The following is a 24,531-nucleotide window of genomic DNA, read 5'->3' as shown; positions in this document are numbered from 1 at the left end:
TTCTGCAGCTTTCCGCTACATCTGAACGGGCAATCGAGGCGCCTCCGGCGCCACCGTGCGACGCCAGTCCATCGCCTCGATCAGCAGGGCGAACTGCGCTGGGCTCAGGATAACGCCGCCATTCACCAGCGGCGGCCAGACAAAGCGATGACGCTCAAGCCGCTTGGAGAACAGGCAGAGACCGGTGCCGTCCCAATAGAGCGCCTTGAGATAGCTGCCTTTCCGGCTGCGGAAGAGGAAGACGTGCCCGCCATAGGGCTCCTGGTCGAACAGCGGCCGCACAAGTGCCGCCAGGCCATCGAAGCCGAGCCGCATGCTCACCGGCTTGCTTGCCAGGTACACCTTGGTGCCGGGTGGGAGCGAGATCATGCCGTTTCCCGCAGTACCCGCAGCACGCGGGCCAGCGCTTTCTCGTTGACATAGGTGTCGACCGACAGACGCACCCCGCCGGGCAATTCGATGTCGATGCCGCCAGGTCGCAAACCGGGGCTTGGCCGTATCAGTTCTTCCTGCGTCGGCCCTTTCTCGCGCGCCGCGGCACGGAATGGCGCAGCCACCTCGGCGCCCCGAAGAGCCACGGCGGGCTCGGCATCGGAGCCGCTCGCCAGTTCGCCATACGGGACAAATTGGAGCGGCTCCCCAGCCAGAAGCGCCATGTCGCGCTGCCGCTTGCGCCAGCCATGGATCAGACTGGGCGACATCCCGAGCTGCCGAGCAACGCCCACGATGGTGGCCCCCGGGGCATCGCATTGCGCCAGCACAGCGGCCCGCTCAGCGTCTGAATAGCGCCGGCGACGCTCCACATGGGTGATGACATCCATACGACCCATCCGCACTCTCCTTTCGGAGTGCGAAAGGACACTCCTGAGCGCTACTCGCCTCGCCCAGCAGAAGTTGCCACGCAATACGGGTCAGGTCGGACGCTTACCTTTACCGACCAGTTGATGCAGAGCAGCGCCAGTAGGGCGATCGTCGAAGGCGTGCTGCACATCGCGCACGAGCTCGACATCAAGGTGATCGCAGAGGGCGTGGAGACCGAACTTCAGGCCGAGCGGCTGCGGAACATCGGCTGCGCCTGTGGCCAGGGCCATCTCTTTTCCCCGGCGGTCGACTTCGAGCGAGCGACGCGGATGCTGCACTCGCCCAATGTGGTTGCCCTGCCGCAAAAGAGAATGGGTATCGCCTCCGATCCGCCGATCCTGCACTGACGGGGGCCGAGCAGCTTCATTCTATTGGCCGCTTCCGGCCCAGCGCCTCCTTAGAGGTGTTTCTTGTCCAGTTTGCGCGCGAGCGTCCGCCGATGCAGGCCTAGGCGCCGGGCCGCTTCGGAAACATTGTAGTTGGTATCAGCCAATGTCTGGTGGATATGCTCCCATTCCAGCGTCTTGATCGAGGTCGGCCGCGCCTTCAGTTCGGTTTCGGCATCGCCTTCCACGCGCTCGAACGCGGCTTCGATGTCGTCGGTGTTGGCCGGCTTCATCAGATAGTTGGTCGCGCCCAGCTTGATCGCTTCCACCGCCGTGCCGATGCTGGCGAAGCCGGTAAGAACCACGATCCGCGTCGTCGGGTCGAGCGCATGCAACTGCTTCACGCAGGCCAGCCCGGAACTCCCCCCTAATCGCAGGTCGACGACGGCGCGATCGGGCCTCAACCGCAGGGCCGCTGCCTCCACGTCTTCGGGGCCGTTCAGTACTTCCACCCGATAGTCGCGACGCTCGAACGAACGGGCCAGCGTACGCGCGAAGACCGCATCGTCCTCGACAATCAGCAGCCTGTGGTCGGTCATCCGCCTGTGCCTGGTTCTTCGAGTGCGAGGGCACGCACCGGTACGCGGAATACCACTTCGGCACCAGCCCCTTCCAGATTCCGCGCCTCGATAGATCCGCCCAGCGTGCGCAACACGTTATGCGCGAGGAACAGACCAAGTCCCGCGCCTTGTTGCCGCTTGCTGCTGGTATAGGGCTGGCCGATCCGGGGCAGGATCGCGTCCGAGAAGCCACCGCCATTGTCGCGCACCAACAGCATCAGCGTGTCCTCTACCGCGCTGACCGACAGGTAGATTCGCGACGCCCCCGCCTCGATCGCGTTGTCAAGCAAGTTGACGATTGCCTGCCCCAGCGCACGATCAGCAACAATTGGCAGATCGCTTGAAAGGCGATAGTCCAACGTGACGCTATCGTTGCGGGACCAGCTTTCGATCAGCCCGGTCACGAACCGACGCAGCGTAGTGCGCTCGGGAGCTTCCCCGCTCACCTCGCCAGCGGCGAAGAGGATACCGGCGACGATTGCCTTGCATCGCGCAACTTCCGCCTGCATGTCCGCCACTTCCACGCTCAGTTGCGGGTCGCGTCGGATCTTTGCGTCCGCGCGCCAGTCGCCGAGTGCAACCGAAAGCGATGCCAGCGGTGTGCCCAATTCGTGCGCAGCCCCGCTCGCAAGCAGCCCCATCCGAACGATATGGTCCTCCTCCGCGGCGCGCTGGCGCAGTTCGGCCAAGCGCGCGTCGCGATCGCGCAGATTGCGGGCGATGCGCGTCACAAACTGCACGACCAGAGTCGCTGTTAGCGTGTAGTTGAACCAGAGTGCGAACACGAAAGGGCCGGACAGGCTGCTGGCGAGCGCCGGCGGCAGCGGCAGCGGGCGGTGCACCACCGCCAGCACCGCGAAACAGGTACTAGTGAGCAGCACCAGCGCCCAACTGGACCAGGTCTCAAGCAGCACTGCGCCCAGCACGACTTGCAGCAGGTACAGCGAGATGAACGGGTTGGTGGCGCCACCGCTCAGATAGAGCAGACCTGTCAGGCAGGCGACGTCTACCAGCAGACCGGCCAGCACCTGCGTGTTGCTGGCTGGCCGCAACGCCCGTGCCGGGAACATGGCCAAGTTCAACACGACGAGCACGCCGATCGTCGCCAGCATTGGAACCAGCGGCAGCCGCACGCCAAAGACGATATGGACACCGAGGATGGTGGTCAGTTGCCCCACCACTGCCAGCCAGCGGAGCTGGACAAGAAGCAGAAGGTTGCGCCGCGCCGCGTCTTCCGGCGCCGATGCTCTCATGCGTCCGCCCCGCCCCGCCAGGCCCACCAGGCGAACCACGCGGTCAGCGCGGCCAGGCTGAACCAGGTCAGCGCATAGACGAGATGGCTGTTGCTGAACCGCACGATGGTCATGCCACCGCGGGGCCACCCCGGACCTGCGCGATCTGCGTCGATGAAATAGGGCGCGAGCGGCTTGAGACCTGCACCCATCGCCTGCACGTCACGCGAATACCAGCGGCTGGCTGCGGGATCGTTCTTGCGGAGAAATCCTCCGCCCGGCTCGTTCAGCCTGAGCAGCCCGGTCACCGCGATCACCGACTGCAGGTCTTGTCCGCACGGGGGGAGATGTTTCCCCTCGGGCAGAAAACCGCGATTGACGAAAACGACGAAGCCGCGATCGCTCCGCAGGGGAGTCATCACCCACTTTCCGGGCCCGAGCTCGGTCACGGCTTGGGAAAGATGCGTGCGGCAGGAGAGATACTGGCCGGAAACGCGAACGCGCCGGTAAGTGGCGTCCGTGCCGATGCCCGGCCAATCGGCCGGGCCCGGCGCAGGGACCGGCGCCGCCGCCAGTCCCCGTTCCACGCGCTCGATCAACGCCAGCTTCCAAGCCCGCCGCTCGATCTGCCAGATGCCCAGCCCTAGCAATAGGGCTATGAGCGGAAGCAGCGCGATTGCCAGCAGCGAGCGTCGGCGGCGCCGGATCACATGCCTGAACCCGAACCCATTCCTGGCATCATGTTGAGGTTCATGTGGTACATCACCCACAACGAACCGGTCAGCGCGATCACCACAATGATGACGGTGAAGATCAGCGCCATCATCGTCCACCCCTGCTCCGACTTGCTGTTCATGTGCAGGAAGTAGACCATGTGGACCAGGATCTGTGCCACGGCCAGCGCCGCACAGATGCCGACTGCGAGACGGGTATCGGCGATCCAGCCGCCCATCACGATCGCGAAAGGTATCGCCGTCAGGACAACCGAAAGCAGGAAGCCGGTGATATAGCCGCCGCGGGTCGAATGCGGGGCGCCATGATCGTCATGGTGATGGCCTGCGTGGCCATGGGTATCCGCGCTCATCGCAGCACTCCAAGAAGATAGACGAAGGTGAACACACCGATCCAGATCACGTCGAGGAAGTGCCAGAACAACGAAAGGCACTGGAGGCGACGAACGTTGGCGGGGACAAGCCCCTTCCGCGCAACCTGGACCATCAGAGTGAACAGCCAGATGAGACCGAAGGTGACATGCAGGCCGTGCGTGCCGACCAAGGTGAAGAAGGACGAGAGGAACGCGGAACGCTGCGGCCCCGCGCCCTCATGGATCAGCTCGGAGAACTCATAAAGCTCTATCGCGAGAAAGGCAGCACCGAAAACCGCTGTCAACGCAAGCCATGCCTGCATCGCACCCTGGCGCTTCTCCTGCACCGCGATCATCGCGAAGCCGTAGGTGATCGACGAGAACAGGAGCATCGCCGTGTTCACCGCCACCAGCGGGAGCTTGAACAGTTCCTGCGGGGTCGGCCCGCCGGCATAGCTGCTGCCGTATACGCCCCAGGCCGCGAAGAGCATCGCGAAGATGAGACAGTCGCTCATCAGGTACATCCAGAAGCCGAGCAGCGTGCTGCCGCCTTCTTCGTGGTGATGCTCTTCGGTCTGGTAGAAGACGGGCGCGTCGCCCGATTGTACGGTGGTGGGGCTCATCGCCTCATGCTCCCAGCCGCGCCAGCACCTGGGTGCGCGCATTCTCGGTTTCGGTCACGTCTTCCGCAGAGATGTAGAAGTCGCGATCATAGTTGAAAGTGTGGACGATCGCCGTGACGATCAGGCCGAGGAACGAAGCCGCCGCGAGCCACCAGATATACCAGATCATCGCGAAGCCGCAGACCAACGAGAAGCCTGCCAGGATGATGCCGGCACCGGTGTTCTTCGGCATATGGATCGGCAGGAAGCCGGTAACCGGACGGACGGCCTTCCGCGCCTTCATGTCGTACCAAGAGTCCAGATCGTGGATCACCGGCGTGAACGCGAAGTTGTAGGCCGGCGGCGGCGACGAGGTCGCCCATTCCAGCGTGCGCCCGTCCCAAGGATCCCCAGTCTCGTCGGCCAGAGCCGCACGGTTGCGGATGCTGACGAAGATCTGGAGCAGGAAGGCGGCAATGCCGACTGCGATGATCGCAGCGCCTATTGCGGCTACCACGAACCAGATCTGCAGGCTCGGATCCTCGAAGTGGCGCAGGCGACGAGTGACGCCCATCAAACCCAGAACGTAGAGCGGCATGAACGCCACCCAGAAGCCTACGACCCAGCACCAGAACGACACCAGGCCCCACTTCTTGTCCAGCTTGAAGCCGAACGCCTTTGGCCACCAGTAGTTGATGCCGGCAAACAGGCCGAACAGCACGCCCCCGATGATCACGTTGTGGAAGTGCGCCACCAAGAACAGCGAGTTGTGCAGCACGAAGTCCGCAGGCGGGACTGCCAGCAGAACGCCGGTCATGCCGCCGATCACGAAGGTCAGCATGAAGGCAACGGTCCACATCATCGGCAGCTCGAAACGGATGCGGCCCTTGTACATGGTGAACAGCCAGTTGAAGATCTTCGCACCCGTCGGGATCGAGATGATCATTGTGGTGATGCCGAAGAAGCTGTTCACGCTCGCGCCGGAACCCATCGTGAAGAAGTGATGGAGCCAGACCAGGTACGACAGGATGGTGATGACCAGAACGGCGTATACCATCGAAGTATAGCCGAACAGGCGCTTGCCGGAAAAGGTAGAGGTGACTTCCGAGAAGATGCCGAACGCGGGCAGGATCAGGATATAGACCTCCGGGTGACCCCAGATCCAGATCATGTTCACGTACATCATCGGATTGCCGCCGGCGTTGTTCGTGAAGAAGTGCGTGCCGACATAGCGGTCGAGGCTGAGCATCGCCAACACCGCGGTCAGCACCGGGAAGGCAGCGACGATCAGGATGTTGGTAGCAAGCGCGGTCCAGGTGAAGATTGGCATCTTCATCAGGCCCATGCCAGGCGCGCGCATCTTCACGATCGTTGCGATCAGGTTGACGCCGGATAGCAATGTGCCGACGCCGGCTATCTGCAGGGCCCAGACGTAATAGTCGACGCCGACATCGGGCGAATAGTCGAGCCCTGATAGAGGCGCCATCGCCAGCCATCCGGTGCGCGCGAACTCGCCCACGAACAGGCTGGCCATCACCAGCGCGGCGCCGGCAGCCGTCATCCAGAAGCTGAAATTGTTGAGGAACGGGAAGCTGACGTCGCGCGCGCCGATCTGCAGAGGCACCACGAAATTCATGAGCCCGGTGACGAAAGGCATCGCCACGAAGAAGATCATGATCACGCCGTGCGCGGTAAAGATCTGGTCGTAGTGGTGTGCGTTCAAATAGCCTTCGTTGGCTCCGAACGCCATAGCCTGCTGGGCACGCATCATGATCGCATCGGCAAAGCCACGCAGCAGCATCACCAGGCCCAGGATCATGTACATGATGCCGATGCGCTTGTGATCGACGGTGGTGAACCACTCCTTCCAGAGATAGCCCCACAGGCGGAAATAGGTCAGCGCGCCGACAAGCGCGACACCGCCGAGCGCGACGCCACAAAAGGTCGCCACCACGATCGGCTCATGCAACGGGAGGCTTTCGAGGGAAAGCCGACCGAAGATCATCTTGGTCAAAGTTTCAGACATGGCAGTGCTCAAGCCTTGCCCGCCACCGCGCGGCCGGAAGTGGCCGGCGCGTCGAGGCGGGTCATGTTGCGGTTCGAATCCGAGCCCGGTTCGCGGCGACCGGAAGGATCGCCATGCGGATGCGTGAGGTGCGGACTCGTCTTCATTTCGTCCGGCGACTTCATCAACGCGCCGTCAGCGCCTTCGCCAGGCTTATTGTTTACCGGAGGCGCCACGTGATGGGCACCCGCACCATGGTGCATCATGTGCGAGCTGCAGGTGCTGCCCGGCTGGACGCACATCTGAACGACGCGGTCGAACAGGCCGGCATCCACTGCGCCGAAGCGCATTGCAGGCACCTTCTCGCTTGGCTTCTCCAGCTCGAGATAGCGGGCGCTGTCCAAGCGTGCCGACGCTCCCTTTGCCTGCTGCACCCATTGATCGAAACCGGCCTGATCGGTCGTGATGGTCGGGAAACGCATGTCGGAGAAACCTGCGCCGCTGTAGTTGGCGCTGATGCCTTCGAACGTGCCGACCTTGTTCATAACCGCGTGGAGCTTCGTCTCCATGCCCGGCATCGTGTAGACCATGCCCGCCATTGCCGGCACGTAGAAGGTGTTCATGACGGTCGACGAGGTCATGCGGAACCGCACCTGCCGATCGGCGGGAAGTACCAGTTCGTTGACGGTGGCAACGCCCTGTTCGGGGTAGATGAACAGCCACTTCCAGTCGAGCGAGACGACCTGGATCTCCAGCGGCTTCTCATCCGCGGCAATCGGTTTTCCCGGAGCGATGCGGTCCAGCGGCCGGTATGGATCCAGCTTGTGCGTCGCCAGCCAGGTCAACGCGCCCAACGCAATGATGATCAGCAGCGGCGCCGACCAGATCACCAGTTCGATACGGGTCGAATGGTCCCAATCCGGCTCGTACTCGGCATCGCGATTGCTGGCGCGATATTTGAACGCGAACAGCACCGTGAGCGCCATTACAGGCACGATGATCAGAAGCATCAGGAAGGTCGACCAGAGAATCAGGTCGGCCTGCTGGCGGGCGACGTCACCGGATGGATTCATCACCACGAGGTCGCATCCGCCGAGGATCAGCGGAGCGGAAAGCGTAGCGATCAGAGCCATCGGACGCATCGCTGCGCGACGGAAAAGGGGCATGGATCGAAACATAGCGGCCGCGAGTTAGGGATTGTTGTGCAGGTGCGAAATAGGACAATTTGTCCCATGGCTGCAACCCGCGACATTCCCTAGGTGCTTTCCCAAAGGCTTTGCAGTAGAAATATCCTATGGCCAATGCTCAGATTGGTTCGACTCAGATCGAACGTGACGCCCGCCTGATCAACACCTCCAAGGGTGACGATCACCTCCGCCCAGGCGATATCGCGATCGGCGTGATCATAGGACGAACGTCCGAATTCTTCGACTTCTTCGTCTACGCGATCGCTTCGGTGCTGGTGTTCCCGGCGCTGGTTTTCCCCTATCTCGATCGCGTGACCGGCACGCTCTGGTCGTTCGCGCTATTCCCGCTCGCGTTCATCGCCCGCCCAATCGGCACGCAGATCTTCATGCGCGTGGACCGTCGCCATGGGCGCGGTGCCAAGCTGACGATCGCGCTGTTCCTTTTGGGGACAGCCACGGTGACCATGGCATTCCTGCCGGGTTATGCGCAGATCGGCATGTGGTCGGCGGTGATGCTGGCCGCCTTGCGCGTGTTGCAGGGCATCGCACTAGGCGGTGCATGGGATGGCCTCGCCTCGCTCCTGGCGCTCAATGCACCGGCCGATCGCCGTGGCTGGTACGCGATGGTGCCACAGCTTGGCGCCCCCCTCGGCTTGATCGTGGCAAGCGGCCTGTTCGCCTACTTCTTGGGCGCACTCGACTCTGCCGATTTCATGAGCTGGGGCTGGCGCTATCCATTCTTCGTGGCGTTCGCGCTTAACGTGGTGGCGCTGTTCGCACGGCTGCGCATGGTCGTGGCGCCGGAATATGTGAAGCTTTTCGAAAGTCGTGAGCTCACTCCGTCTCGCGTCACCGCGACGATCAAGGCGCAGTGGCGCAACATCATCATCGGCGCGTTCGCTCCTCTCGCGAGCTTCGCCCTCTTCCACATGGTCACGGTCTTCCCCCTCTCTTGGGTCGCGCTTTACACGACGGAAAATCTCACGCGATTCTTGTGGATCGAAGTGGGCGGTGCTGCCTGTTTCGTGGTCGCTATCGTGATCTCCGGCCTCTTGGCCGATAAGATCGGACGTCGTTCGCTGCTTGCCTATACGGCTGCTGCGATCGCCGCCTATTCGGGCTTCGCGCCCCAGCTGCTCGAACAGGGCGGCGCGGGCGAGACTATCTTCATGGTACTCGGCTTCATCCTGCTCGGCCTGGCGTTCGGCCAGTCTTCCGGCGCTGTCGCGAGCAACTTCCCGAAGCGTGCCCGGTACACCGGTGCTGCCCTGACGTCGGACCTTGCCTGGCTGTTCGGGGCAGGTTTCGCGCCGCTGGGCGCGCTGCTGCTGGCCAGCAATTGGGGCGTGATGGCGGCCGGGCTGTACCTGCTGTCGGGCGCGGTCGGAACACTCGTAGCACTATACTACAACAAGGAACTGGGGCGTCGCCTCGACTGATCCCAGTCTGGCTTGCCTAAGCCGCATCGGACCTTCATGGCCTCCTGATCGCACCCGCGCTCAGGAGGCTTTTCATGACATCCCCCACCGGTATCGATCGTCTGGTCGCCATCATGGAGCGTCTCCGAGATTCCGAACGCGGCTGCGAATGGGACGTGGCGCAGACATTTGCAACGATTGCCCCTTACACCATCGAAGAAGCCTATGAAGTTGCAGATGCGATCGAGCGCGGCGACATCGCCGACCTCAAGGACGAACTGGGCGACCTGCTGCTCCAAGTCGTGTTCCACGCCCGCATCGCCGAGGAAGCCGGGCAGTTCGCGCTGGCCGATGTGGTGACCTCGATCAGCGACAAGATGGAGCGCCGCCACCCGCATATCTTCGGCGACGTCGCTGAGGGCGGGCACCATCTGTGGGAAGTCATCAAGGCTGAGGAGCGCGGCGCGAAGGGCGCATCGAGCGCGCTCGACGGCGTGGCGATCGGCCTCCCCGCGCTGCTCCGCGCCGAGAAGCTCCAGAAGCGCGCGGCACGCACCGGGTTCGACTGGCCGGATGCCAGCGGCGCGCGGGCGAAGATCCTGGAGGAACTGGACGAGGTCGAGATGGCCGAGAACGAGGCCCACCGTGCCGAGGAGGTGGGCGACCTGCTGTTCGCGGTTGTGAACTTCGCCCGCAAGCTGGGCATCGAGCCAGAGGCGGCACTGCGGGCGGCGAATGGCAAGTTCGAGCGGCGCTTCAAGGCGATGGAGGAACGTGCCGGCGAGGCGTTTGTGGGACTCGACCTGGAGGGCAAGGAAGCGCTGTGGCAGGCGGTGAAGCGGGGTTGAGCGAGCATCAACTGCTGCGCGTCATCCCGGCGAAAGCCGGGACCCATTCGCGTCTAGAGCGGATTTTGACCGCACTGAATCGGTGAGGGATTCCCAAGGAACGCGATTTCTGATTCAGAATGCATGCCGGTGAAGGAGTCCGGCATGGATGGGTCATGCTTTGTCGATGGATTTGCGGGTTCGTCTTCTGGCTGTGATTGACGGCGGGCTGAGCTGTCGGGCTGCAGCCGCCCGGTTTGGGGTTGCGCCGTCGACCGCGATCCGCTGGCACGCCCAGCGGCGGGAAACGGGCAATGTTGCCGCCAAGCCGCAAGGCGGAGACATGCGTTCGCGTCGGGTTGAGGAACGGGCAGCTGACATTCTCGCGCTGTGGGAGGCCCGCAAGGACATCTCGCTGGAAGAGCTTCGCCGAGCCTTAGCCAAGAAGGGTCTGGCAGTCTCCGTCGCAGGGCTGCATCGCTTTTTCGCGCGTCGAGGCATGACGCGCAAAAAAAGACTGGCCATGCTGTCGAGCAAGACCGGCCCGACATCCTGAAACAGCGCCGCGACTGGTTCGACGGCCAGGTCGATCTGGAACCGGAACACCTGGTCTTCATCGACGAGACCTGGACCGCCACCAACATGACCCGCAGCCATGGCCGCTGCGCCAGGGGTGAGCGGCTGCGGATGGGATATCCGCATGGCCATCGCAAAACCACCACGCTGGTTGCCGGCCTGCGCATGACCGGCATGGTCGCGCCGATGGTGCTCGACGGCCCGATCAACGGCGACTGGTTCGAAGCCTATGTGGCGCAGGTCCTTGTGCCCACACTGCGCCCCGGCGACATCGTCATCATGGACAATCTGTCGAGCCACAAGCGACCGGCGGTCCAGCATCGGATCGAGGCGGCAGGCGCAACGCTGCGCTTCCTCCCGCCCTACAGCCCTGACTTCAACCCGATCGAAAAGGCCTTTGCACGCCTCAAGGCCATGCTGCGAAAAGCCGGCGAGCGCACTGTCAGCGGCCTGTGGAACCGCATCGGCGCGCTCGTCGACATCTTCCAGCCCAGCGAATGCGCCAACTACTTCAGTTCCTGCGGATATGATCCAGATTGATCGGAAAACGCTCTAGCTTGAGGCAAGAGCCGCGACGTAATGCCAATAAATACCGGCTTTCGCCGGAATGACGGACCCATGGCGACTCCAAGCAATCGAAACGAGAGCGCTCCACCCTACCCCCGTGTGACGAACCGCTCGTAATCGCGCGGCGCCATGCGGACTTCGTACACCGCCTGCTCGTCCTCAATATGCTGTCCGATCACGTCGCCATGCTGGTGCAGCCACGCGGCCGCGGCACCGTCGGCGGGATCGAGCCGAAGCGTGTAGCGGCGGTGCCCCTCGGTCAGTCGCCCAGCGACCGCCTCGACCAGCGCATCGACACCCTCCCCGTTCAGCGCCGAGATCACCCGCACCTCGTCAGTCCGGCGCGCAGCCATCGCCAGCGCCTCCTCGCGCTGCTCCTCATCGAGCAGGTCGAGCTTGTTCCACGCTTCGAAGCGCGGGGTCTGCTCGGACACGCCGATTTCCTGGAGCACCTTCTCAACGTCGGCGCGCTGCGCCTCTGTGTCCGGATGTGCGATATCGCGGACGTGGATCAGCAGGTCTGCCGAGACAACCTCTTCCAGCGTCGCCTTGAACGCGGCGACCAGCTGGGTCGGAAGCTCGGAGACGAAACCCACGGTGTCCGACAGGATCGCCTTGTCGATGCCCGGCAGCGATATCTGGCGCAGCGTCGGGTCCAGGGTGGCGAACAGCAGGTTCTCGGCCATCACCTCGGCGCCGGTCAGCCGATTGAACAAGGTCGACTTGCCGGCATTGGTATAGCCAACCAGCGCCACCACCGGCCAAGGCGCGCGCTGGCGTCGGTCGCGGTGAAGGGTGCGGGTGCGGCTGACCTGGTCGAGCTCACGCCGCAGCCGCGCCATGCGGTCGCGGATCAGTCGGCGGTCGGCCTCGATCTGGGTCTCGCCCGGCCCGCCGAGGAAGCCGAAGCCGCCGCGCTGGCGCTCAAGGTGGGTCCAGCTGCGCACCAGCCGGCCCGCCTGGTAATCGAGGTGGGCGAGTTCGACCTGCAGCCGGCCTTCGGCGGTACGGGCGCGCTCGCCGAAGATTTCCAGGATAAGCCCGGTGCGATCGATCACCTTGCAGCCGAGCGCCGTCTCGAGGTTGCGCTGCTGCACCGGCGTCAGCGCCGCATCGAACACCGCAAGCTGGAGCTCGCCGTCGCGCACCGTCTCGGCCAGGGCTTCCACCTGGCCCGAGCCGATCAGCGTACCCGGCTTGGGCTGACGCAGCCGAACGGCGACCCGCTCGACCACGTCGACGCCGATCGCCGCGGCGAGGCCGGCCGTTTCTTCCAGCCGCGCCTCGGCGTCGCGCGAGCTTCCGCCCATGTCCGGATAGACGACGAGCGCGCGTGCGCCCCGCGCGAATTCGTCGGGGTCGCGCTCGAAACCAGTGCTCATGCCGACGTCAATCGTCGTCGCCGCTATTGGTTTCCTCGGCGAGGTTCAGCGGATGCGCGGGCTGGATGGTGGAAACGGCATGTTTGTAGACCAGCTGGGCCATGCCCTCGCGCTGGAGCAGCATGCAGAACAGGTCGAACGCGGCGATCTGCCCTTGCAGCATCACGCCGTTCACCAGGAACATCGTGACGTTTTCCTGCGCCTTGCGCACGGCGTTGAGGAAGATTTCCTGCAACACCGGGTTCTTGTGCTGATACTCGCCCGCGGCCGTGAGCAGCGCGGCCAGGTCCATCGGGCCGGACGGCATGATCGTCGAGATCGCGTGCTTGTAGATCAGCTGCGACTGGCCGTCGCGACGGAGCAGCACCGAAAAATTGTCAAACCAGGTAACGATCCCCTGGAGCTTGACGCCCTTGACGAGGAACATCGTAACCGGCGTCTTCGACCGGCGCAGTGAGTTGAGGAACAGGTCCTGAAGCGAAGTCTGCTTCTCTGCCATATGGTTGGCTCCATTTATTCTTGGCGGGATTTGTCCCGCGGTGCGCCGTTCCCGGCGTCAGGGTCGGCGCCACCCTGGCGCCGGGCTGTAATCTAAGGCGTTCGTCGCACGGCGTCCATAGGGGTGCACTCACTCCTCGCGCGCATCGGTGATGCCGAGCAGCTTGAGCTTTCGGTGCAGCGCCGAGCGCTCCATGCCGATGAAGCTGGCAGTGCGAGAGATATTGCCGGAAAACCGCCGGATCTGAACGCGCAGATATTCCCGCTCGAAGCTCTCACGTGCTTCCTTCAGCGGTGCACCCATGATCGCGCTAGACGCCATGCCGCCGGTCGTTTCGCCCGGTCGGCCAAGCACTTCAGGAGGAAGCAGATCGATGTCGATCCGGCCGATCCGGTCACCCGGCGCCAGGATCACCGTTCGTTCCACCACGTTCCGAAGCTGGCGGACATTGCCCGGCCAGTCATAGCTCTGCAGGGCCACCATTGCGTCGGCGGCGATCTCAGGCGTGGGTACGCGCCGCTCGGCGGCGTAATGCGCGACATAATGCTCCACCAACGCCGGTATGTCCTCGCGGCGATCGGTCAGCGGCGGGATTGGCACGGGCACGACGTTCAGTCGATAATACAGATCTTCGCGAAACCGGCCGGCGCCGATTTCCGACATCAAGTCGCGTGCCGTGGCGGAGACCACGCGGACGTCGACCTTGACGATCCGGGTTCCGCCGACGCGGCTGAAACTCTGGTCGGTTAGCACGCGCAGGATGCGAGCTTGCGTAGCCACCGGCATGTCGGCGATCTCATCGAGGAACAAGGTGCCGCCATGGGCCTGTTCGAGCAGGCCGGGCCGGACAAGATCCCCCGCCTCCTCCACCCCGAACAATTCCTCGTCAACGCGGTCGGGAGTCATGCGTGCCGCGCTCACGATTACGAAGGGCGCATCGGCGCGCTGGCTCCACCCGTGCAGCAGGCGGGCGGCCACTTCCTTGCCCACGCCCGCACCACCGGTGATGAGCACGCGGCTGCCGGTAGAAGCGACGCGTTTAAGCGTCGCACGCACCGCGTTGATCGCGCTGGAGGCGCCGTGAAGATCGGTGCCCCGCCCCGCCACCGCGCGTAGCGACGCCACCTCGCGCCGCAGCCGCTCCGTCTCGGTCGCGCGTGCAACCATCAACAGCAGCCGTTCGGCCTCGAAAGGCTTTTCGATGAAGTCGGCCGCACCCCGCCGGATCGCTGCCACGGCTGTATCCAGATTGCCATGGCCGGAGATCACCAGCACCGGGATCGAAGGGTCGCGCCGCTTGATCTCGTCCAGCAGTTCCAGCCCGTCGAGCCGCGAGCCTTGCAGCCACACGTCGAGCAGCACCAGACTAGGCCGCCGCTCGGCGATGGCCTCGAGTGCGGAGTCGCTGTCGGCGGCGTTGCGAGTGGCGTAGCCCTCGTCCTCCAACACGCCGGCTACCAACTCGCGAATGTCGCGTTCGTCGTCTACGACGAGAATATCCAGGCTCATATTCTGCTTCCGGTTCGGGTGAGCATCGCCGGACGCGAATCCTTCGCATCCTCTGGCGCTTCGGTGAGTGCGACGCCAGCAAGCATCGCGGTATCGAAACACAAGCTGACCAGGGTGCCGCCGCCGGGGCGATCGGCGAAGGCGATCGTGCCGCAATGTTCCTCAACGATCTTCTTGACGATGGCGAGGCCCAGGCCAGTGCCGCGGCTGCGCGTCGTCATATATGGCTCGACGATCCGATCCCGTTCGACCGGCAGGCCCACGCCGTTATCGGCAAGGGTGAGGACAAGCTTGCCATCGGCTTCGGGATGGATGACGAGATGCACTTCGCCCTGCGGCAGATCTGCTCCGGCGCCCGCCGCGTCGTTGCGCGCGTCAATCGCCTCCACCGCATTCTTGACGATATTAGTAAGGGCTTGGCCTATTTGCCGACGATCGCACACAAGCGAAGGCGCCGGATCAGGCGCGTCCAGCGTGAAGCGCATTGCGGGATGCGCCACCTCGTGCAGGAACATCGATTGTCGCGCGATATCGAGCAGCGATTCCCGTCGGAACATCGGCTTCGGCATGCGCGCGAAGGAGGAGAATTCGTCGACCATGCGGCGGAGATCGCCAACCTGGCGGATAATCGTTTCAGTCAACCGTGCGAACACGCCGTCGCTGCTGTCCACCTGCTTGCCATAGCGGCGCTGCAGGCGCTCCGCCGCAAGCTGGATCGGGGTGAGCGGGTTCTTGATCTCGTGCGCGATGCGGCGGGCAACGTCTGCCCAGGCCGCCCGGCGCTGATCGTTCAACTGCTGGGTGATGTCGTCGAAGGTGAGCACCTGCCCGCCTTCGTCGGATGTGACCTTCACCGCCAGCGTCCGGGCCTCGCCCCCGCTCGCGATCTGCACGATGCCCTCGCGTTCGCCGCCGCCGAGCATGGTTTCAAGCTCGGGCGCGAGCGCCGCCAGGGGCTGACCCACCGGATCTTCTGCCTTATGCCGCAGTAGCGCATTGGCCGACGCGTTGATCAGACGCACCCGATGGTCGCCGCCGATTGCAATGACGCCAGCCGATACGCCGGACATCACCGCTTCAATCAACGCGCGGCGGCTGTCGAGCTGGGCATTCGCCGTCACAAGCGCATTGGTCTGTGCGCTCAGACGCTCGGTCATGCTGTTGAACGCGATGCCCAGCGTGGCGACCTCGTCGATACGCTCCGGCGGCGGAACGCGCGCGGTCAGATCGCCGTCTGCCACCTGCCCCGCTGCCTTGACGAGTTGATCAATGGGCCGAACCAACCGATCCGCAACCGCGAGCGCAATCCAGGTCGCGATTCCGACGATCAGCAGCGCGACACCGAACAGCACCGCGTTGAATTGCAGCTGAAGCGCACGCGACCGCGCGATCAGCGCATTATACTCGCTCCTGATGCGATCGGCTGCGACGTTCTGCCGGTTGAGAAACTCGACGTTGGTCGGCGTCGCAACGTACAGGAAGAGATTGGCCGAGCGATCGATCGGTGTAACGACCCATAGCATTTCAGAGTCGAAGTTCGTCGCGCTCTCGCCGTTTTTCATCACCTTCAGCACGTTACGCGACACCCTGCGCGCGAAAACCGGCGCGGATGGTGCTTCAAGGGAATAAATCACGTCGACCTTGTCGCCATCCACGACACGAAATAGCACCGATTGTGACAACCCGCGGTACACGATCTGCCGCAGATACCAATCCTGGAACAGGGGAGACTGCGGCGTGATTTTGGGCCAGCTTTCGATAAGATCGTTGACCATGGTCCGCGCCTCTAGCGTCCATCGACTGGCGACCAGCGTTTTTCCCTCTTCGGAAATCGCCGACGCCGTATCGAGTGCGGCGCGGGCCCGTTGAGATCCCCAGAGCTGGATGCCCGACTGGAACATGATCGAGGCTGCGATAACCGTGAGGACGATCGGCGCACTGGCCATGAGGGTGAACACCGCCACCAACCGGACGTGCAACCGTCCTCCGCCGGCGAGCGCAGAGCGTGCAGTGCGATTGATCGCGATGCGGCGCCCGATCAGTACGATCAGCGCGACATAGGGCAGCAGGTTGACGAGCAGCAGCGTTGCGGCGACGCCCGGACTGAACAGCTGTTGCTTGGAATTTTCCTTAACGAACCAGTAGGTTACAACAGGTGTAGCGAGCGCCAAAGCCAGAACGAGAAACTCGACAAGCCGAACCCATCGGCCGGACCGGGACCAATCCTCATGCGTGTCGAGATTCGTTGGATCTACCGCGTCCATTGCGTCCTTGATACACGCCGATTGTGGCAAAAAGAACACATAAAATCACATGATGTAGCGCGCCCGCATCGATCGCTGGCAGGGGAGCCTCAGTTTCTCAGGCTCCATCCTGCGTTTTTGCGCCCGATCCCAGACCCAACGTGTCCATGCGTTTCCGCAACGTGTTGCGATTGATCCCCAGCGCTCTGGCTGCCCGCAACTGATTGTTGTGATGTCGTGCCAGCATCGTCTCGATCAGCGGCCGTTCCACTTCCCCGATGATTCGGTCGTAAAGGGTGCCGTCGTCGATTGCATGAGGCTCCTCGATGGCAATACGCTCCAGCCGCGCTCGGATCGCCGCTTCGATGCCCGCATCGCGCGCGCTCGGTGCAGCACTGGCCCCTTCGCCCAGAGCCCGACGCAGGGCAGCCGCATCGATCCACTCGTCCCGGGAAAGCGCGGCGAGACGGCGCATGAGGTTTTCAAGCTCACGGACATTGCCCGGCCACTCTAGCGTCTCCAGCAGGGCGACGGCATCCTTGTCGAGCTGCTTGCGTGGCAGCCCGTCCTCGGCGGCACGTTCGAGGAAATGACGTGCTAGCAGCGGGATGTCCTGGCGCCGATCGCGCAGCGCCGGCAGGCTGATTGGCACCACGTTCAGCCGATAGAACAGGTCCTCTCGGAACTGGCCGATCTGCACCAGCTGGGCTAGGTCCTTGTTGGTTGCGGCGACGATCCGCACATCCGCTCGGATGGTTCGTGCGCCGCCGACTGTAGTGAACTCGCCAGATTGCAGCACGCGCAACAGTCGCGTCTGAGCATCCATCGGCATGTCGCCGATCTCGTCGAGGAAAAGCGTGCCGCCAGCCGCCTGCTCAAACTTGCCCGCGACGCGCGCCTGTGCCCCCGTGAAGGCACCGCGCTCATGGCCGAACAGCTCCGCCTCGATCAGTTCGCGCGGGATCGCAGCCATGTTCAGCGCGACAAAGGGCGCGCGTCGACGCGGACCCAGGTCGTGGATGGCCTTGGCCACCAGCTCCTTGCCCGTGCCCGACTCCCCGCTGATGAGCACGGTCAGATCGTTGGAGACGACGCGAGCGATGACCCGATACACCTCCTGCATCGCCGGCGATCGGCCGATCAGCGAGGGGCCGCCATCCTGCTCCACGTCTGGCAGGTCGGCGGGCCGACGGCGCCCACGCGCGATCGCGCTCTGCACCGCCTGGGTCAACACGTCGAGGTCGAAGGGTTTGGGGAGATAATCGAACGCGCCCACCTCTGTCGCGCGGACTGCCGTTGCCAGCGTGTTCTGGGCAGAAAAGACGATTACCGGCAGCGAAGGATGCGCTGCCATAAGCCCTGATACGACGTCCAGCCCATTGCCGTCCGGCAACACGACGTCCGTCACCAGTACATCGGGAATGCCGGTGCCAAGCGCCCGCCGCAGTTCGGCAACGCTAGCTGCGGTCGCGACGCGATGCCCTTCGCGCTTCAGCGCTGCGGCGACAACGGTACGGATCGCCGTATCGTCATCGACGACCAAAACCGAGCCAGGCATCATGCCTTGGCTCGCGGCAAAAGGATGCGGAACACCGTGACCTCCGGTTCGCGTTCGCGGGCATATTGCACGATGCCGCCCATGTCCCGCACCAGTTTTTCGACGAGCGGTAGGCCCAGCCCCTTGCCTTCCGGCTTTCCGGAGACGAACGGCTCAAACAGATGCTCGGCGATATCGGCCGGGGCACCGGGGCCGTTATCCATCACGCAGATTTCGATGGGCAGCGGCCGCCGCGGCTGGCCCGGCCCGACACTTACCGACATCCCATGGCGGAAGGCCGTCGAAAGAATGATCCGCGGCTGGGCGAGATCCGCAAGTGCCTCGGCGGCGTTCTTCAGGAGGTTGAGCAGCACTTGGAGAAAGGCGTCGCGATCGACCAGCACCGGCGGCAAGGAGGGATCGAACCATTCCTCGATCACCATGCCGCGCGCGAAGCCCGCCAACGCGACGCGACGGGCGTGGTCGAGCAGCGGATAAATGTTGGTCGGCACCAGATCGAGCGGGCGTGTGTCGGTGAAATCCTGCATTCGATCGATCAGCGCGGCTATGCGATCAACCTCGGTGGTGATCAGACGGGTGAGTTCGCCATTGCTCTCCGGATCGCCGCCGCTCTGCAGGAGTTGCGCGGCGCCTCGAATGCCCGAAAGCGGATTTTTGATCTCGTGCCCCAGCATCGCCGCCGCCCCGATCGCCGCGCGGGCCCCGGCGGTGCGGTCCAAACCATGCCCCATCTTACGGGCCTGCGGAGCGTGGTGGAGCGTCACGATGCGCCAGCCCGGATGATCGGGCACCTGCGTCTCGAGGAAATCGACGCGAAGGCGGGTGCCACGCACCGCCTCGATCTCTGCATCGAACGCGGCGAAGCCCCGCCCGTCTCGCCGCTCGGCATAATCCTCCGGCGGCAACAGGACCGCGTCATAGGGCTGGCCGACCATGCTGGTTTCGCTGTGATTCAGCAGCACCTCGCATGCGGGATTGGCATGGGCGATGCGACCGTCGGGGTCGAGCACCAGTACCGCCACGGGCAACGCGCCGAACAGCTCGGCGAAGCCCGGCCCTTCGACGGTTTGCGGGCGGAACCGCTTCAGGCCGCCGCGCGGGAAAGCCACGGCTCGTAGAATTCGGCCAGCATGTCGAGGACGCGCACCGCATCAGGCACCTGGTTTACCTTGTTGCGGAACTCGGCTGAACCCGGCAGCCCCTTGGTGTACCAGCCCAGATGCTTGCGCATCATGTTCACGCCAACCTCGCTGCCATAATGTGCAAGAGTTTCGACGTAATGCTCGGTAATGACGCGATATTGCTCTTCAATGGGTGGCTCGGGCCGTTCACCCTTGCCCGTCAGGGCGTCCATCACCTGTCGCAGGATCCAGGGCTTGCCATACGCGCCACGGCCGATCATCACGCCGTCCGCGCCGGATTGAGCCAGCGCCTCGCGCGCATCGCCCACCGAGCAGATGTCACCATTGACGATAACCGGGATCGACACCGCATCCTTCACGCGGCGCACGAAGCTCCAATCGGCGCTCCCGCGGTACATCTGATTGCGGGTACGGCCATGGACCGTCACCAGCTTGGCGCCGAGATCCTGCGCGATACGCGCGAGTTCCGGGGCATTCAAACTATCATGGTCCCAGCCCATCCGCATCTTGACCGTCACAGGCGTACGCACCGCGTCAACACAGGCACGAATGATCGCGCCGGCATGATCCAGGTCGCGCATCAGCGCCGAGCCAGCGTCGCCATTGGTCACCTTGCGAACCGGGCAGCCCATGTTGATGTCAATGATCGCGGCGCCGCGATCTTCGTTCAGCTTGGCCGCCTCTGCCATCTCGTGCGGCGTGCAGCCTACGAGTTGCATGGAAACCGGCTCTTCGATGGGATCCCACGCGGCCTTCTGCACCGATTGCCGAGTCTCTCGGATTGCAGCGGCGCTGGCGATCATCTCGGTGACATTGAGGCCCGAACCGAAGCGCCGCACCGCGCGGCGAAACGGCAGGTCCGTCACGCCGGTCATCGGCGCGAGCAGCACCGGGGCTTCGACCCGCACGGGGCCGATCTGGATGGGGGCGAGTTCGCTCATCAATTCTGCCTGAAAATCAGGCAGGCGATGTAGCGATCTCCGGTGACAAGAGCAAGGCAGGCCTACCCCCGAACCTCAAACTTCGCTAGGCGGCGCGGATGACCGAGTTCAGGACCGCCGCGATCCTCGTCGCCGCCGGCAGCGGCACCCGCGCCGGGGGCAGCGTGCCCAAGCAATATGCGCAACTTGGTGGGCGGCCACTGATTGCCTATGCTCATCAGGCGCTCGCCACCCATCCGAAGATCGATGCCGTGCTGACCGTGATCGGCGCAGGCCAGGAGGCGCTGCTAGGGGCTGCCCTGGGGACAACCCCTTTCGTAACGGGCGGGGCGACGCGGCGCGAGTCGGTAGCGGCGGGGCTGGAGGCTCTGATCGCCGGCGCGTTCACCCATGTGCTCATTCACGACGCCGCTCGCCCGTTCCTGGCGGCGCGCGTCATTGACGATCTGCTCACTAGCTTGGGCAACACGCTGGGCGCGGCTCCTGCCCTGCCCGTAGCCGACACGCTGGTGCGCGGTGACGGCGATCGGATCGGCGAAACTGTTGCCCGCGATAATCTCTATCGCATACAAACGCCTCAGGCGTTCGACTTCCCTGCCATTCTGGAGGCGCACCGCCGCTGGCCAGCCGATCGCGAGGCAACCGACGATGTGCAGATGCTGCGTGCCATCGGTGGGCACGTCGCGCTCGTTCATGGAGACCCAATGCTCGAGAAAATCACGCACCCAGCCGACTTTGCGGCGGCGGAGGCACGACTTGCGTCGGCCATGCGCGTGCGCACCGCCACCGGCTACGACGTTCACCGCCTTGTCCAGGGCGAGGCGTTGTGGCTGGGTGGCGTGCGCATTCCGCATAGCCATGGGCTTTCCGGCCATAGCGACGCTGATGTCGCACTGCATGCGATCACCGATGCCCTGCTTGGAACAATCGGCGCGGGCGATATCGGCATGCACTTCCCGCCCAGTGATCCGCAATGGCGCGGCGCGGCATCGGCCAGGTTTCTGGAGCATGCCGCCACTCTCGTCGCGACGAGGGGCGGCATCGTCGATTTTATAGACCTCACTCTCATCTGCGAGGCACCCAAGATCGGTCCGCACCGGGACGCGATCCGCGCCTCGATCGCGGCGATCCTTGGTCTTGATCCAGAACAAGTGAGCGTGAAGGCGACCACCACCGAAAAGCTGGGCTTCACCGGACGCGGCGAGGGCATGGCCGCGCAGGCGATCGCAACCATCCGCATGCCCGGCACGAACTGACTCGTAACGTCGATCATCCAGTGGCAAGGGGCTGCCGTTATGGACACGATTCTTCCTCCCGAGCTCGTTGACGCCGCGCGCAAAGTGCTCGATGCGAACCGCGCCGCCGGCCGTCGCGTTGCCGTTGCGGAAAGCTGCACCGGCGGCCTCGTTTCCGCGGCGTTGACCGAACTGCCAGGGTCGTCCGACGTTTTCGAAGCCGGCTTCGTCACCTATTCTAACGATGCCAAGATGGACCTGCTGAAAGTGAGCCTGGACGTGCTCGAAACCTTCGGCGCAGTTTCGATCGCCGTCGCCTGGAGCATGGCGCAGGGCGTGCTGGAACGCACCAATGCCGACGTCGCCGTGGCGATCACCGGTATCGCCGGTCCGAACGGCGCTACTGAGAACAAGCCGGTCGGCACCGTCGTGTTCGCCCAGGCGATCCGCGGCGCAGATCCCAAGCACGTCGTCGCCGATGCCCGTCATTTCGAGGATAATGGCCGCGGCGGCATCCGCCTTCAGGCGGCGTTGTGCGCGCTTGACCTGTTGCTGCCGTCTCTCGAAGTGCCGGTCGAGGAACCCGACGCCCCATAAAGCTTCGCTGCGCGCTCCTCGAAGGCACCGATCATCTTCCGAAGCGCGCGGTCGAACACCTGGCCTGCCAGCATCTCGAACACTCGGTTCTTGAACGCGAAGTCGACGCAGAAATCGACATAGCAGCCGCCCTGCCCGTCCGGCCGAAACTTCCAGTCGTTCGACAGGTGCTTGAGCGGCCCATCCACATATTCGACATGGATAGTCTCCGCCCGTGCCTTGGAAACGCGCGACGTGAAGGTCTCGCGCAGCCCCTTGAAGCCGACGATCATGTCGGCCACGACCTGAGTGTCGCTCGACGAACGAACACGCATCGCGCTCACCCAGGGCAGAAACTCGGGATAGCGCGCTACATCCGCCACCAAGTCGAACATCTGTTCCGGCGTGTAGGGAAGGTGCCGGGTCTCGCTATGCTTGGGCATCAGGCCTTGGCACTCGCCTTTGCAAGCTTGGCCTCACGGGCGGCCCGCATCTCGGCGAAATCCTCGCCGGCATGGTAACTGGAGCGCGTGAGCGGCGAGGAAGCGACCTGCAGGAAGCCCTTGGCACGAGCGATAGCGCCATAGGCCTGAAAGGCCTGCGGAGTCACGAACTCCTCGACCTTCGCATGCTTCGGCGTCGGTTGGAGATACTGGCCCATGGTCAGAAAATCGATATCGGCCGAGCGCATGTCGTCCATCACTTGGTGGACCTCCAGGCGCTGCTCGCCCAGGCCCAGCATGATGCCCGACTTGGTGAAGATCGACGGGTCGAGCCGCTTCACCGTCTCCAGCAGCCGCAGCGACGCATAGTAGCGCGCGCCCGGGCGGATCATCGGATAGAGCCGCGGGACCGTCTCGAGATTGTGGTTGTACACGTCCGGCCGCGCGGCGACGATCGCCTCGACGGCGGCTTCGTGCTTATTGCGAAAATCGGGCGTGAGGATTTCGATCGTAGTAGCCGGGCTGGCGCTGCGGATCGCCTCGATCACCTTGACGAACTGGCTGGCGCCGCCGTCGGGCAGGTCGTCGCGATCCACCGAGGTGATCACGATATGCTCCAGGCCCATCTGCACCGCCGCCTCGGCGACGTGCTGGGGCTCCAGCGGATCGACCTTGCGCGGCATGCCGGTCTTGACGTTGCAGAAGCGGCAGGCTCGCGTGCAGACGTCGCCCAAGATCATCACCGTCGCGTGCTTTTTGGTCCAGCACTCGCCGATGTTCGGGCAGGCGGCTTCCTCACACACGGTGGTCAGATTTTTCGAGCGCATCAGCGCACGGGTCTTGGCGAAACCTTCGGACGTGGGCGCCTTGACGCGAATCCAGTCGGGCTTGCGGATGCGTTCGGGCCGCGCCAGCGGAGTCTGCTCGTTCATGGGGGGCAGATAGAGCGCCCGAGCATGTTTCGCCAGCCCCGGAAATTGCGCAGAGCGCGTATTGGGAGCAGAAACGGGTCCGGAACGTTGTCGGGGTCGACAGCTTTACAGGAACGATAGGCGAAACACATGGCTGGATTCGAGGCACTGCTCAGCGGGTATCACCGCTTTCGGACTGACGGCTGGAGCGCTCAGCGTGAGCGTTGGGCTGAGCTTTCTGCAGGCCAGAGCCCGAAAGTAATGGTAATCGCCTGCTCCGACAGTCGAGTCGATCCGGCGCAAATATTCGACACGTCTCCGGGCGAGATTTTTGTGGTGCGCAACGTGGCCAATTTGGTGCCCCCCTTCGAAACCGGTGGAGGCCGGCACGGCGTTTCAGCGGCGCTGGAATTTGCGGTGACACAGCTAGAAGTGCCCGAAATCGTGGTGATGGGTCATGGTGCCTGTGGCGGCGCCCATGCGGCACTTACCGAGCGCTTCGCCGATGCAGATCATGGCGAGGGCGGCTTTATCGCTCACTGGGTCGATATGCTGGACGAAGCGCGGGAGAAGGTCCGCGCGGAATATGGTCAAGGCCCGGAGGCCGTTCGCGCGATGGAGCATGAAACCGTGCGGGTGTCGCTCCGCAATCTGCGAACGTTCCCGTTTGTCAGCGAGCGAGAGGCTGCGGGCAAGCTGACGATCCATGGCGCCTATTTCGCAATCGCTGATGGCCTGTTACACGTGATGGGCGACGACGGCACCTTCGCGGCGGCGTGAGCTTCCA

The 24,531-nt window shown here is 63.9% G+C and carries 25 protein-coding genes; 7 read left to right on the top strand and 18 right to left on the bottom strand.

Annotated elements, in window-relative coordinates; genetic code table 11:
* Positions 1 to 15: 15 nt before the first annotated feature.
* Positions 16 to 369, bottom strand: coding sequence for an IS66 family insertion sequence element accessory protein TnpB (gene tnpB / locus ACNFJ7_RS04365; protein WP_019368398.1), 354 nt, complete (start codon positions 367 to 369; stop codon positions 16 to 18).
* Positions 366 to 830: an IS66-like element accessory protein TnpA gene (tnpA, locus tag ACNFJ7_RS04360; protein WP_026008935.1), complete on the bottom strand. Its 465-nt coding sequence runs from the start codon at positions 828 to 830 to the stop codon at positions 366 to 368. The genes tnpB and tnpA overlap by 4 nt, the downstream gene beginning before the upstream one ends.
* 114 nt (positions 831 to 944) lie before the next feature.
* Between tnpA and ACNFJ7_RS04355 the strand changes: the two genes are divergently transcribed.
* Positions 945 to 1,208, top strand: coding sequence for an EAL domain-containing protein (locus ACNFJ7_RS04355; protein ID WP_058805499.1), 264 nt, complete (start codon positions 945 to 947; stop codon positions 1,206 to 1,208).
* A 50-nt stretch (positions 1,209 to 1,258) separates the two neighbouring features.
* On the opposite strand, the gene ACNFJ7_RS04350 is transcribed toward ACNFJ7_RS04355, so the two are convergent.
* The 7 genes from ACNFJ7_RS04350 to cyoA are packed head-to-tail and all read right to left on the bottom strand — an operon-like array spanning position 1,259 to position 7,872.
* Positions 1,259 to 1,786 (bottom strand): response regulator transcription factor, encoded by a 528-nt coding sequence (locus tag ACNFJ7_RS04350; protein ID WP_019370529.1) that lies wholly within the window; start codon positions 1,784 to 1,786, stop codon positions 1,259 to 1,261.
* Positions 1,783 to 3,060: an ATP-binding protein gene (locus ACNFJ7_RS04345; RefSeq protein ID WP_019370530.1), complete on the bottom strand. Its 1,278-nt coding sequence runs from the start codon at positions 3,058 to 3,060 to the stop codon at positions 1,783 to 1,785. Before ACNFJ7_RS04345 ends, ACNFJ7_RS04350 begins: the two co-directional genes overlap by 4 nt.
* Positions 3,057 to 3,749 (bottom strand): SURF1 family protein, encoded by a 693-nt coding sequence (locus tag ACNFJ7_RS04340; protein ID WP_019370531.1) that lies wholly within the window; start codon positions 3,747 to 3,749, stop codon positions 3,057 to 3,059. Before ACNFJ7_RS04340 ends, ACNFJ7_RS04345 begins: the two co-directional genes overlap by 4 nt.
* Complete coding sequence (cyoD, locus tag ACNFJ7_RS04335) at positions 3,746 to 4,123, bottom strand: cytochrome o ubiquinol oxidase subunit IV (protein ID WP_019370532.1); 378 nt, start codon at positions 4,121 to 4,123, stop codon at positions 3,746 to 3,748. The genes ACNFJ7_RS04340 and cyoD overlap by 4 nt, the downstream gene beginning before the upstream one ends.
* Positions 4,120 to 4,746 (bottom strand): cytochrome o ubiquinol oxidase subunit III, encoded by a 627-nt coding sequence (gene cyoC / locus ACNFJ7_RS04330; protein ID WP_026009311.1) that lies wholly within the window; start codon positions 4,744 to 4,746, stop codon positions 4,120 to 4,122. The genes cyoD and cyoC overlap by 4 nt, the downstream gene beginning before the upstream one ends.
* 4 nt (positions 4,747 to 4,750) lie before the next feature.
* Positions 4,751 to 6,751, bottom strand: a complete 2,001-nt coding sequence (gene cyoB, locus ACNFJ7_RS04325; protein ID WP_026009312.1) for a cytochrome o ubiquinol oxidase subunit I — start codon at positions 6,749 to 6,751, stop codon at positions 4,751 to 4,753.
* Positions 6,752 to 6,759: 8 nt separating this feature from the next.
* Complete coding sequence (gene cyoA, locus ACNFJ7_RS04320) at positions 6,760 to 7,872, bottom strand: ubiquinol oxidase subunit II (RefSeq protein ID WP_019370535.1); 1,113 nt, start codon at positions 7,870 to 7,872, stop codon at positions 6,760 to 6,762.
* Between the two features lie 152 nt (positions 7,873 to 8,024).
* Here cyoA and ACNFJ7_RS04315 point away from each other — a divergent pair, with 152 nt between their 5' ends.
* From ACNFJ7_RS04315 to ACNFJ7_RS04305, 3 genes are all read left to right on the top strand, one after another.
* A complete protein-coding gene (locus ACNFJ7_RS04315; protein WP_019370536.1) occupies positions 8,025 to 9,356 on the top strand; it encodes an MFS transporter in 1,332 nt (443 codons plus the stop codon).
* A 74-nt stretch (positions 9,357 to 9,430) separates the two neighbouring features.
* On the top strand, positions 9,431 to 10,183 hold the full coding sequence (gene mazG, locus ACNFJ7_RS04310) for a nucleoside triphosphate pyrophosphohydrolase (RefSeq protein WP_019370537.1): 753 nt from the start codon (positions 9,431 to 9,433) through the stop codon (positions 10,181 to 10,183).
* 148 nt (positions 10,184 to 10,331) lie between these two features.
* Positions 10,332 to 11,278 (top strand): IS630 family transposase gene (locus tag ACNFJ7_RS04305; protein WP_152997892.1). Its coding sequence is split into 2 segments (ribosomal slippage): positions 10,332 to 10,668 and positions 10,668 to 11,278, totalling 948 coding nucleotides; the frame shifts between segments, so codons are not numbered across the junction.
* A 116-nt stretch (positions 11,279 to 11,394) separates the two neighbouring features.
* Here ACNFJ7_RS04305 and hflX read toward each other — a convergent pair.
* The 7 genes from hflX to dusB form a co-directional block, all read right to left on the bottom strand.
* A complete protein-coding gene (gene hflX / locus ACNFJ7_RS04300) occupies positions 11,395 to 12,687 on the bottom strand; it encodes a GTPase HflX (protein ID WP_019369923.1) in 1,293 nt (430 codons plus the stop codon).
* Positions 12,688 to 12,694: 7 nt separating this feature from the next.
* Complete coding sequence (gene hfq / locus ACNFJ7_RS04295; protein ID WP_019369924.1) at positions 12,695 to 13,186, bottom strand: RNA chaperone Hfq; 492 nt, start codon at positions 13,184 to 13,186, stop codon at positions 12,695 to 12,697.
* A 129-nt stretch (positions 13,187 to 13,315) separates the two neighbouring features.
* A complete protein-coding gene (locus ACNFJ7_RS04290; RefSeq protein ID WP_019369925.1) occupies positions 13,316 to 14,695 on the bottom strand; it encodes a sigma-54-dependent transcriptional regulator in 1,380 nt (459 codons plus the stop codon).
* Positions 14,692 to 16,959 (bottom strand): sensor histidine kinase NtrY-like, encoded by a 2,268-nt coding sequence (locus ACNFJ7_RS04285; RefSeq protein WP_019369926.1) that lies wholly within the window; start codon positions 16,957 to 16,959, stop codon positions 14,692 to 14,694. The genes ACNFJ7_RS04290 and ACNFJ7_RS04285 overlap by 4 nt, the downstream gene beginning before the upstream one ends.
* 97 nt (positions 16,960 to 17,056) lie before the next feature.
* Positions 17,057 to 18,499 carry a nitrogen regulation protein NR(I) gene (gene ntrC, locus ACNFJ7_RS04280; protein WP_019369927.1) on the bottom strand — a complete coding sequence of 481 codons (1,443 nt, stop codon included), beginning with the start codon at positions 18,497 to 18,499 and terminating at the stop codon, positions 17,057 to 17,059.
* Positions 18,496 to 19,605, bottom strand: a complete 1,110-nt coding sequence (locus tag ACNFJ7_RS04275; RefSeq protein WP_019369928.1) for a two-component system sensor histidine kinase NtrB — start codon at positions 19,603 to 19,605, stop codon at positions 18,496 to 18,498. Before ACNFJ7_RS04275 ends, ntrC begins: the two co-directional genes overlap by 4 nt.
* Complete coding sequence (dusB, locus tag ACNFJ7_RS04270; protein WP_019369929.1) at positions 19,581 to 20,579, bottom strand: tRNA dihydrouridine synthase DusB; 999 nt, start codon at positions 20,577 to 20,579, stop codon at positions 19,581 to 19,583. The genes ACNFJ7_RS04275 and dusB overlap by 25 nt, the downstream gene beginning before the upstream one ends.
* 98 nt (positions 20,580 to 20,677) lie before the next feature.
* Here dusB and ACNFJ7_RS04265 point away from each other — a divergent pair, with 98 nt between their 5' ends.
* Both ACNFJ7_RS04265 and ACNFJ7_RS04260 read left to right on the top strand, forming a co-directional pair.
* Positions 20,678 to 21,835, top strand: a complete 1,158-nt coding sequence (locus ACNFJ7_RS04265; RefSeq protein WP_019369930.1) for a bifunctional 2-C-methyl-D-erythritol 4-phosphate cytidylyltransferase/2-C-methyl-D-erythritol 2,4-cyclodiphosphate synthase — start codon at positions 20,678 to 20,680, stop codon at positions 21,833 to 21,835.
* Positions 21,836 to 21,874: 39 nt separating this feature from the next.
* Positions 21,875 to 22,411 carry a CinA family protein gene (locus tag ACNFJ7_RS04260; protein ID WP_019369931.1) on the top strand — a complete coding sequence of 179 codons (537 nt, stop codon included), beginning with the start codon at positions 21,875 to 21,877 and terminating at the stop codon, positions 22,409 to 22,411.
* On the opposite strand, the gene ACNFJ7_RS04255 is transcribed toward ACNFJ7_RS04260, so the two are convergent.
* Positions 22,336 to 22,833: a type II toxin-antitoxin system RatA family toxin gene (locus ACNFJ7_RS04255; RefSeq protein WP_019369932.1), complete on the bottom strand. Its 498-nt coding sequence runs from the start codon at positions 22,831 to 22,833 to the stop codon at positions 22,336 to 22,338. The genes ACNFJ7_RS04260 and ACNFJ7_RS04255 overlap by 76 nt on opposite strands.
* Complete coding sequence (lipA, locus tag ACNFJ7_RS04250) at positions 22,833 to 23,765, bottom strand: lipoyl synthase (protein ID WP_019369933.1); 933 nt, start codon at positions 23,763 to 23,765, stop codon at positions 22,833 to 22,835. Before lipA ends, ACNFJ7_RS04255 begins: the two co-directional genes overlap by 1 nt.
* A 129-nt stretch (positions 23,766 to 23,894) precedes the next feature.
* Between lipA and ACNFJ7_RS04245 the strand changes: the two genes are divergently transcribed.
* Positions 23,895 to 24,524, top strand: coding sequence for a carbonic anhydrase (locus ACNFJ7_RS04245; protein WP_026009203.1), 630 nt, complete (start codon positions 23,895 to 23,897; stop codon positions 24,522 to 24,524).
* The last annotated feature ends 7 nt before the right edge of the window (positions 24,525 to 24,531 follow it).

It is taken from the genome of Sphingomonas sp. HT-1, from assembly GCF_048568905.1.
Classification (GTDB): domain Bacteria; phylum Pseudomonadota; class Alphaproteobacteria; order Sphingomonadales; family Sphingomonadaceae; genus Sphingomonas.
The sequence above is the reverse complement of the archived record's forward strand: the minus strand, read 5'-3'. Positions and strand labels throughout refer to the sequence as shown.

What these genes read in the sequence shown, in the direction of transcription:
- hfq (WP_019369924.1), bottom strand. Translation starts at nt 13,186, where the DNA reads ATGGCAGAGAAGCAGACTTCGCTTCAGGACCTGTTCCTCAACTCACTG.
- ACNFJ7_RS04285 (WP_019369926.1), bottom strand. Translation starts at nt 16,959, where the DNA reads ATGGACGCGGTAGATCCAACGAATCTCGACACGCATGAGGATTGGTCC.
- tnpA (WP_026008935.1), bottom strand. Translation starts at nt 830, where the DNA reads ATGGGTCGTATGGATGTCATCACCCATGTGGAGCGTCGCCGGCGCTAT.
- ACNFJ7_RS04350 (WP_019370529.1), bottom strand. Translation starts at nt 1,786, where the DNA reads ATGACCGACCACAGGCTGCTGATTGTCGAGGACGATGCGGTCTTCGCG.
- cyoC (WP_026009311.1), bottom strand. Translation starts at nt 4,746, where the DNA reads ATGAGCCCCACCACCGTACAATCGGGCGACGCGCCCGTCTTCTACCAG.
- mazG (WP_019370537.1), top strand. Translation starts at nt 9,431, where the DNA reads ATGACATCCCCCACCGGTATCGATCGTCTGGTCGCCATCATGGAGCGT.
- ACNFJ7_RS04265 (WP_019369930.1), top strand. Translation starts at nt 20,678, where the DNA reads ATGACCGAGTTCAGGACCGCCGCGATCCTCGTCGCCGCCGGCAGCGGC.
- ACNFJ7_RS04255 (WP_019369932.1), bottom strand. Translation starts at nt 22,833, where the DNA reads ATGCCCAAGCATAGCGAGACCCGGCACCTTCCCTACACGCCGGAACAG.
- ACNFJ7_RS04245 (WP_026009203.1), top strand. Translation starts at nt 23,895, where the DNA reads ATGGCTGGATTCGAGGCACTGCTCAGCGGGTATCACCGCTTTCGGACT.
- cyoA (WP_019370535.1), bottom strand. Translation starts at nt 7,872, where the DNA reads ATGCGTCCGATGGCTCTGATCGCTACGCTTTCCGCTCCGCTGATCCTC.
- dusB (WP_019369929.1), bottom strand. Translation starts at nt 20,579, where the DNA reads ATGAGCGAACTCGCCCCCATCCAGATCGGCCCCGTGCGGGTCGAAGCC.
- ACNFJ7_RS04345 (WP_019370530.1), bottom strand. Translation starts at nt 3,060, where the DNA reads ATGAGAGCATCGGCGCCGGAAGACGCGGCGCGGCGCAACCTTCTGCTT.
- ACNFJ7_RS04290 (WP_019369925.1), bottom strand. Translation starts at nt 14,695, where the DNA reads ATGAGCCTGGATATTCTCGTCGTAGACGACGAACGCGACATTCGCGAG.
- ACNFJ7_RS04355 (WP_058805499.1), top strand. Translation starts at nt 945, where the DNA reads ATGCAGAGCAGCGCCAGTAGGGCGATCGTCGAAGGCGTGCTGCACATC.
- tnpB (WP_019368398.1), bottom strand. Translation starts at nt 369, where the DNA reads ATGATCTCGCTCCCACCCGGCACCAAGGTGTACCTGGCAAGCAAGCCG.
- lipA (WP_019369933.1), bottom strand. Translation starts at nt 23,765, where the DNA reads ATGAACGAGCAGACTCCGCTGGCGCGGCCCGAACGCATCCGCAAGCCC.
- ACNFJ7_RS04260 (WP_019369931.1), top strand. Translation starts at nt 21,875, where the DNA reads ATGGACACGATTCTTCCTCCCGAGCTCGTTGACGCCGCGCGCAAAGTG.
- ACNFJ7_RS04315 (WP_019370536.1), top strand. Translation starts at nt 8,025, where the DNA reads ATGGCCAATGCTCAGATTGGTTCGACTCAGATCGAACGTGACGCCCGC.
- cyoD (WP_019370532.1), bottom strand. Translation starts at nt 4,123, where the DNA reads ATGAGCGCGGATACCCATGGCCACGCAGGCCATCACCATGACGATCAT.
- cyoB (WP_026009312.1), bottom strand. Translation starts at nt 6,751, where the DNA reads ATGTCTGAAACTTTGACCAAGATGATCTTCGGTCGGCTTTCCCTCGAA.
- hflX (WP_019369923.1), bottom strand. Translation starts at nt 12,687, where the DNA reads ATGAGCACTGGTTTCGAGCGCGACCCCGACGAATTCGCGCGGGGCGCA.
- ntrC (WP_019369927.1), bottom strand. Translation starts at nt 18,499, where the DNA reads ATGATGCCTGGCTCGGTTTTGGTCGTCGATGACGATACGGCGATCCGT.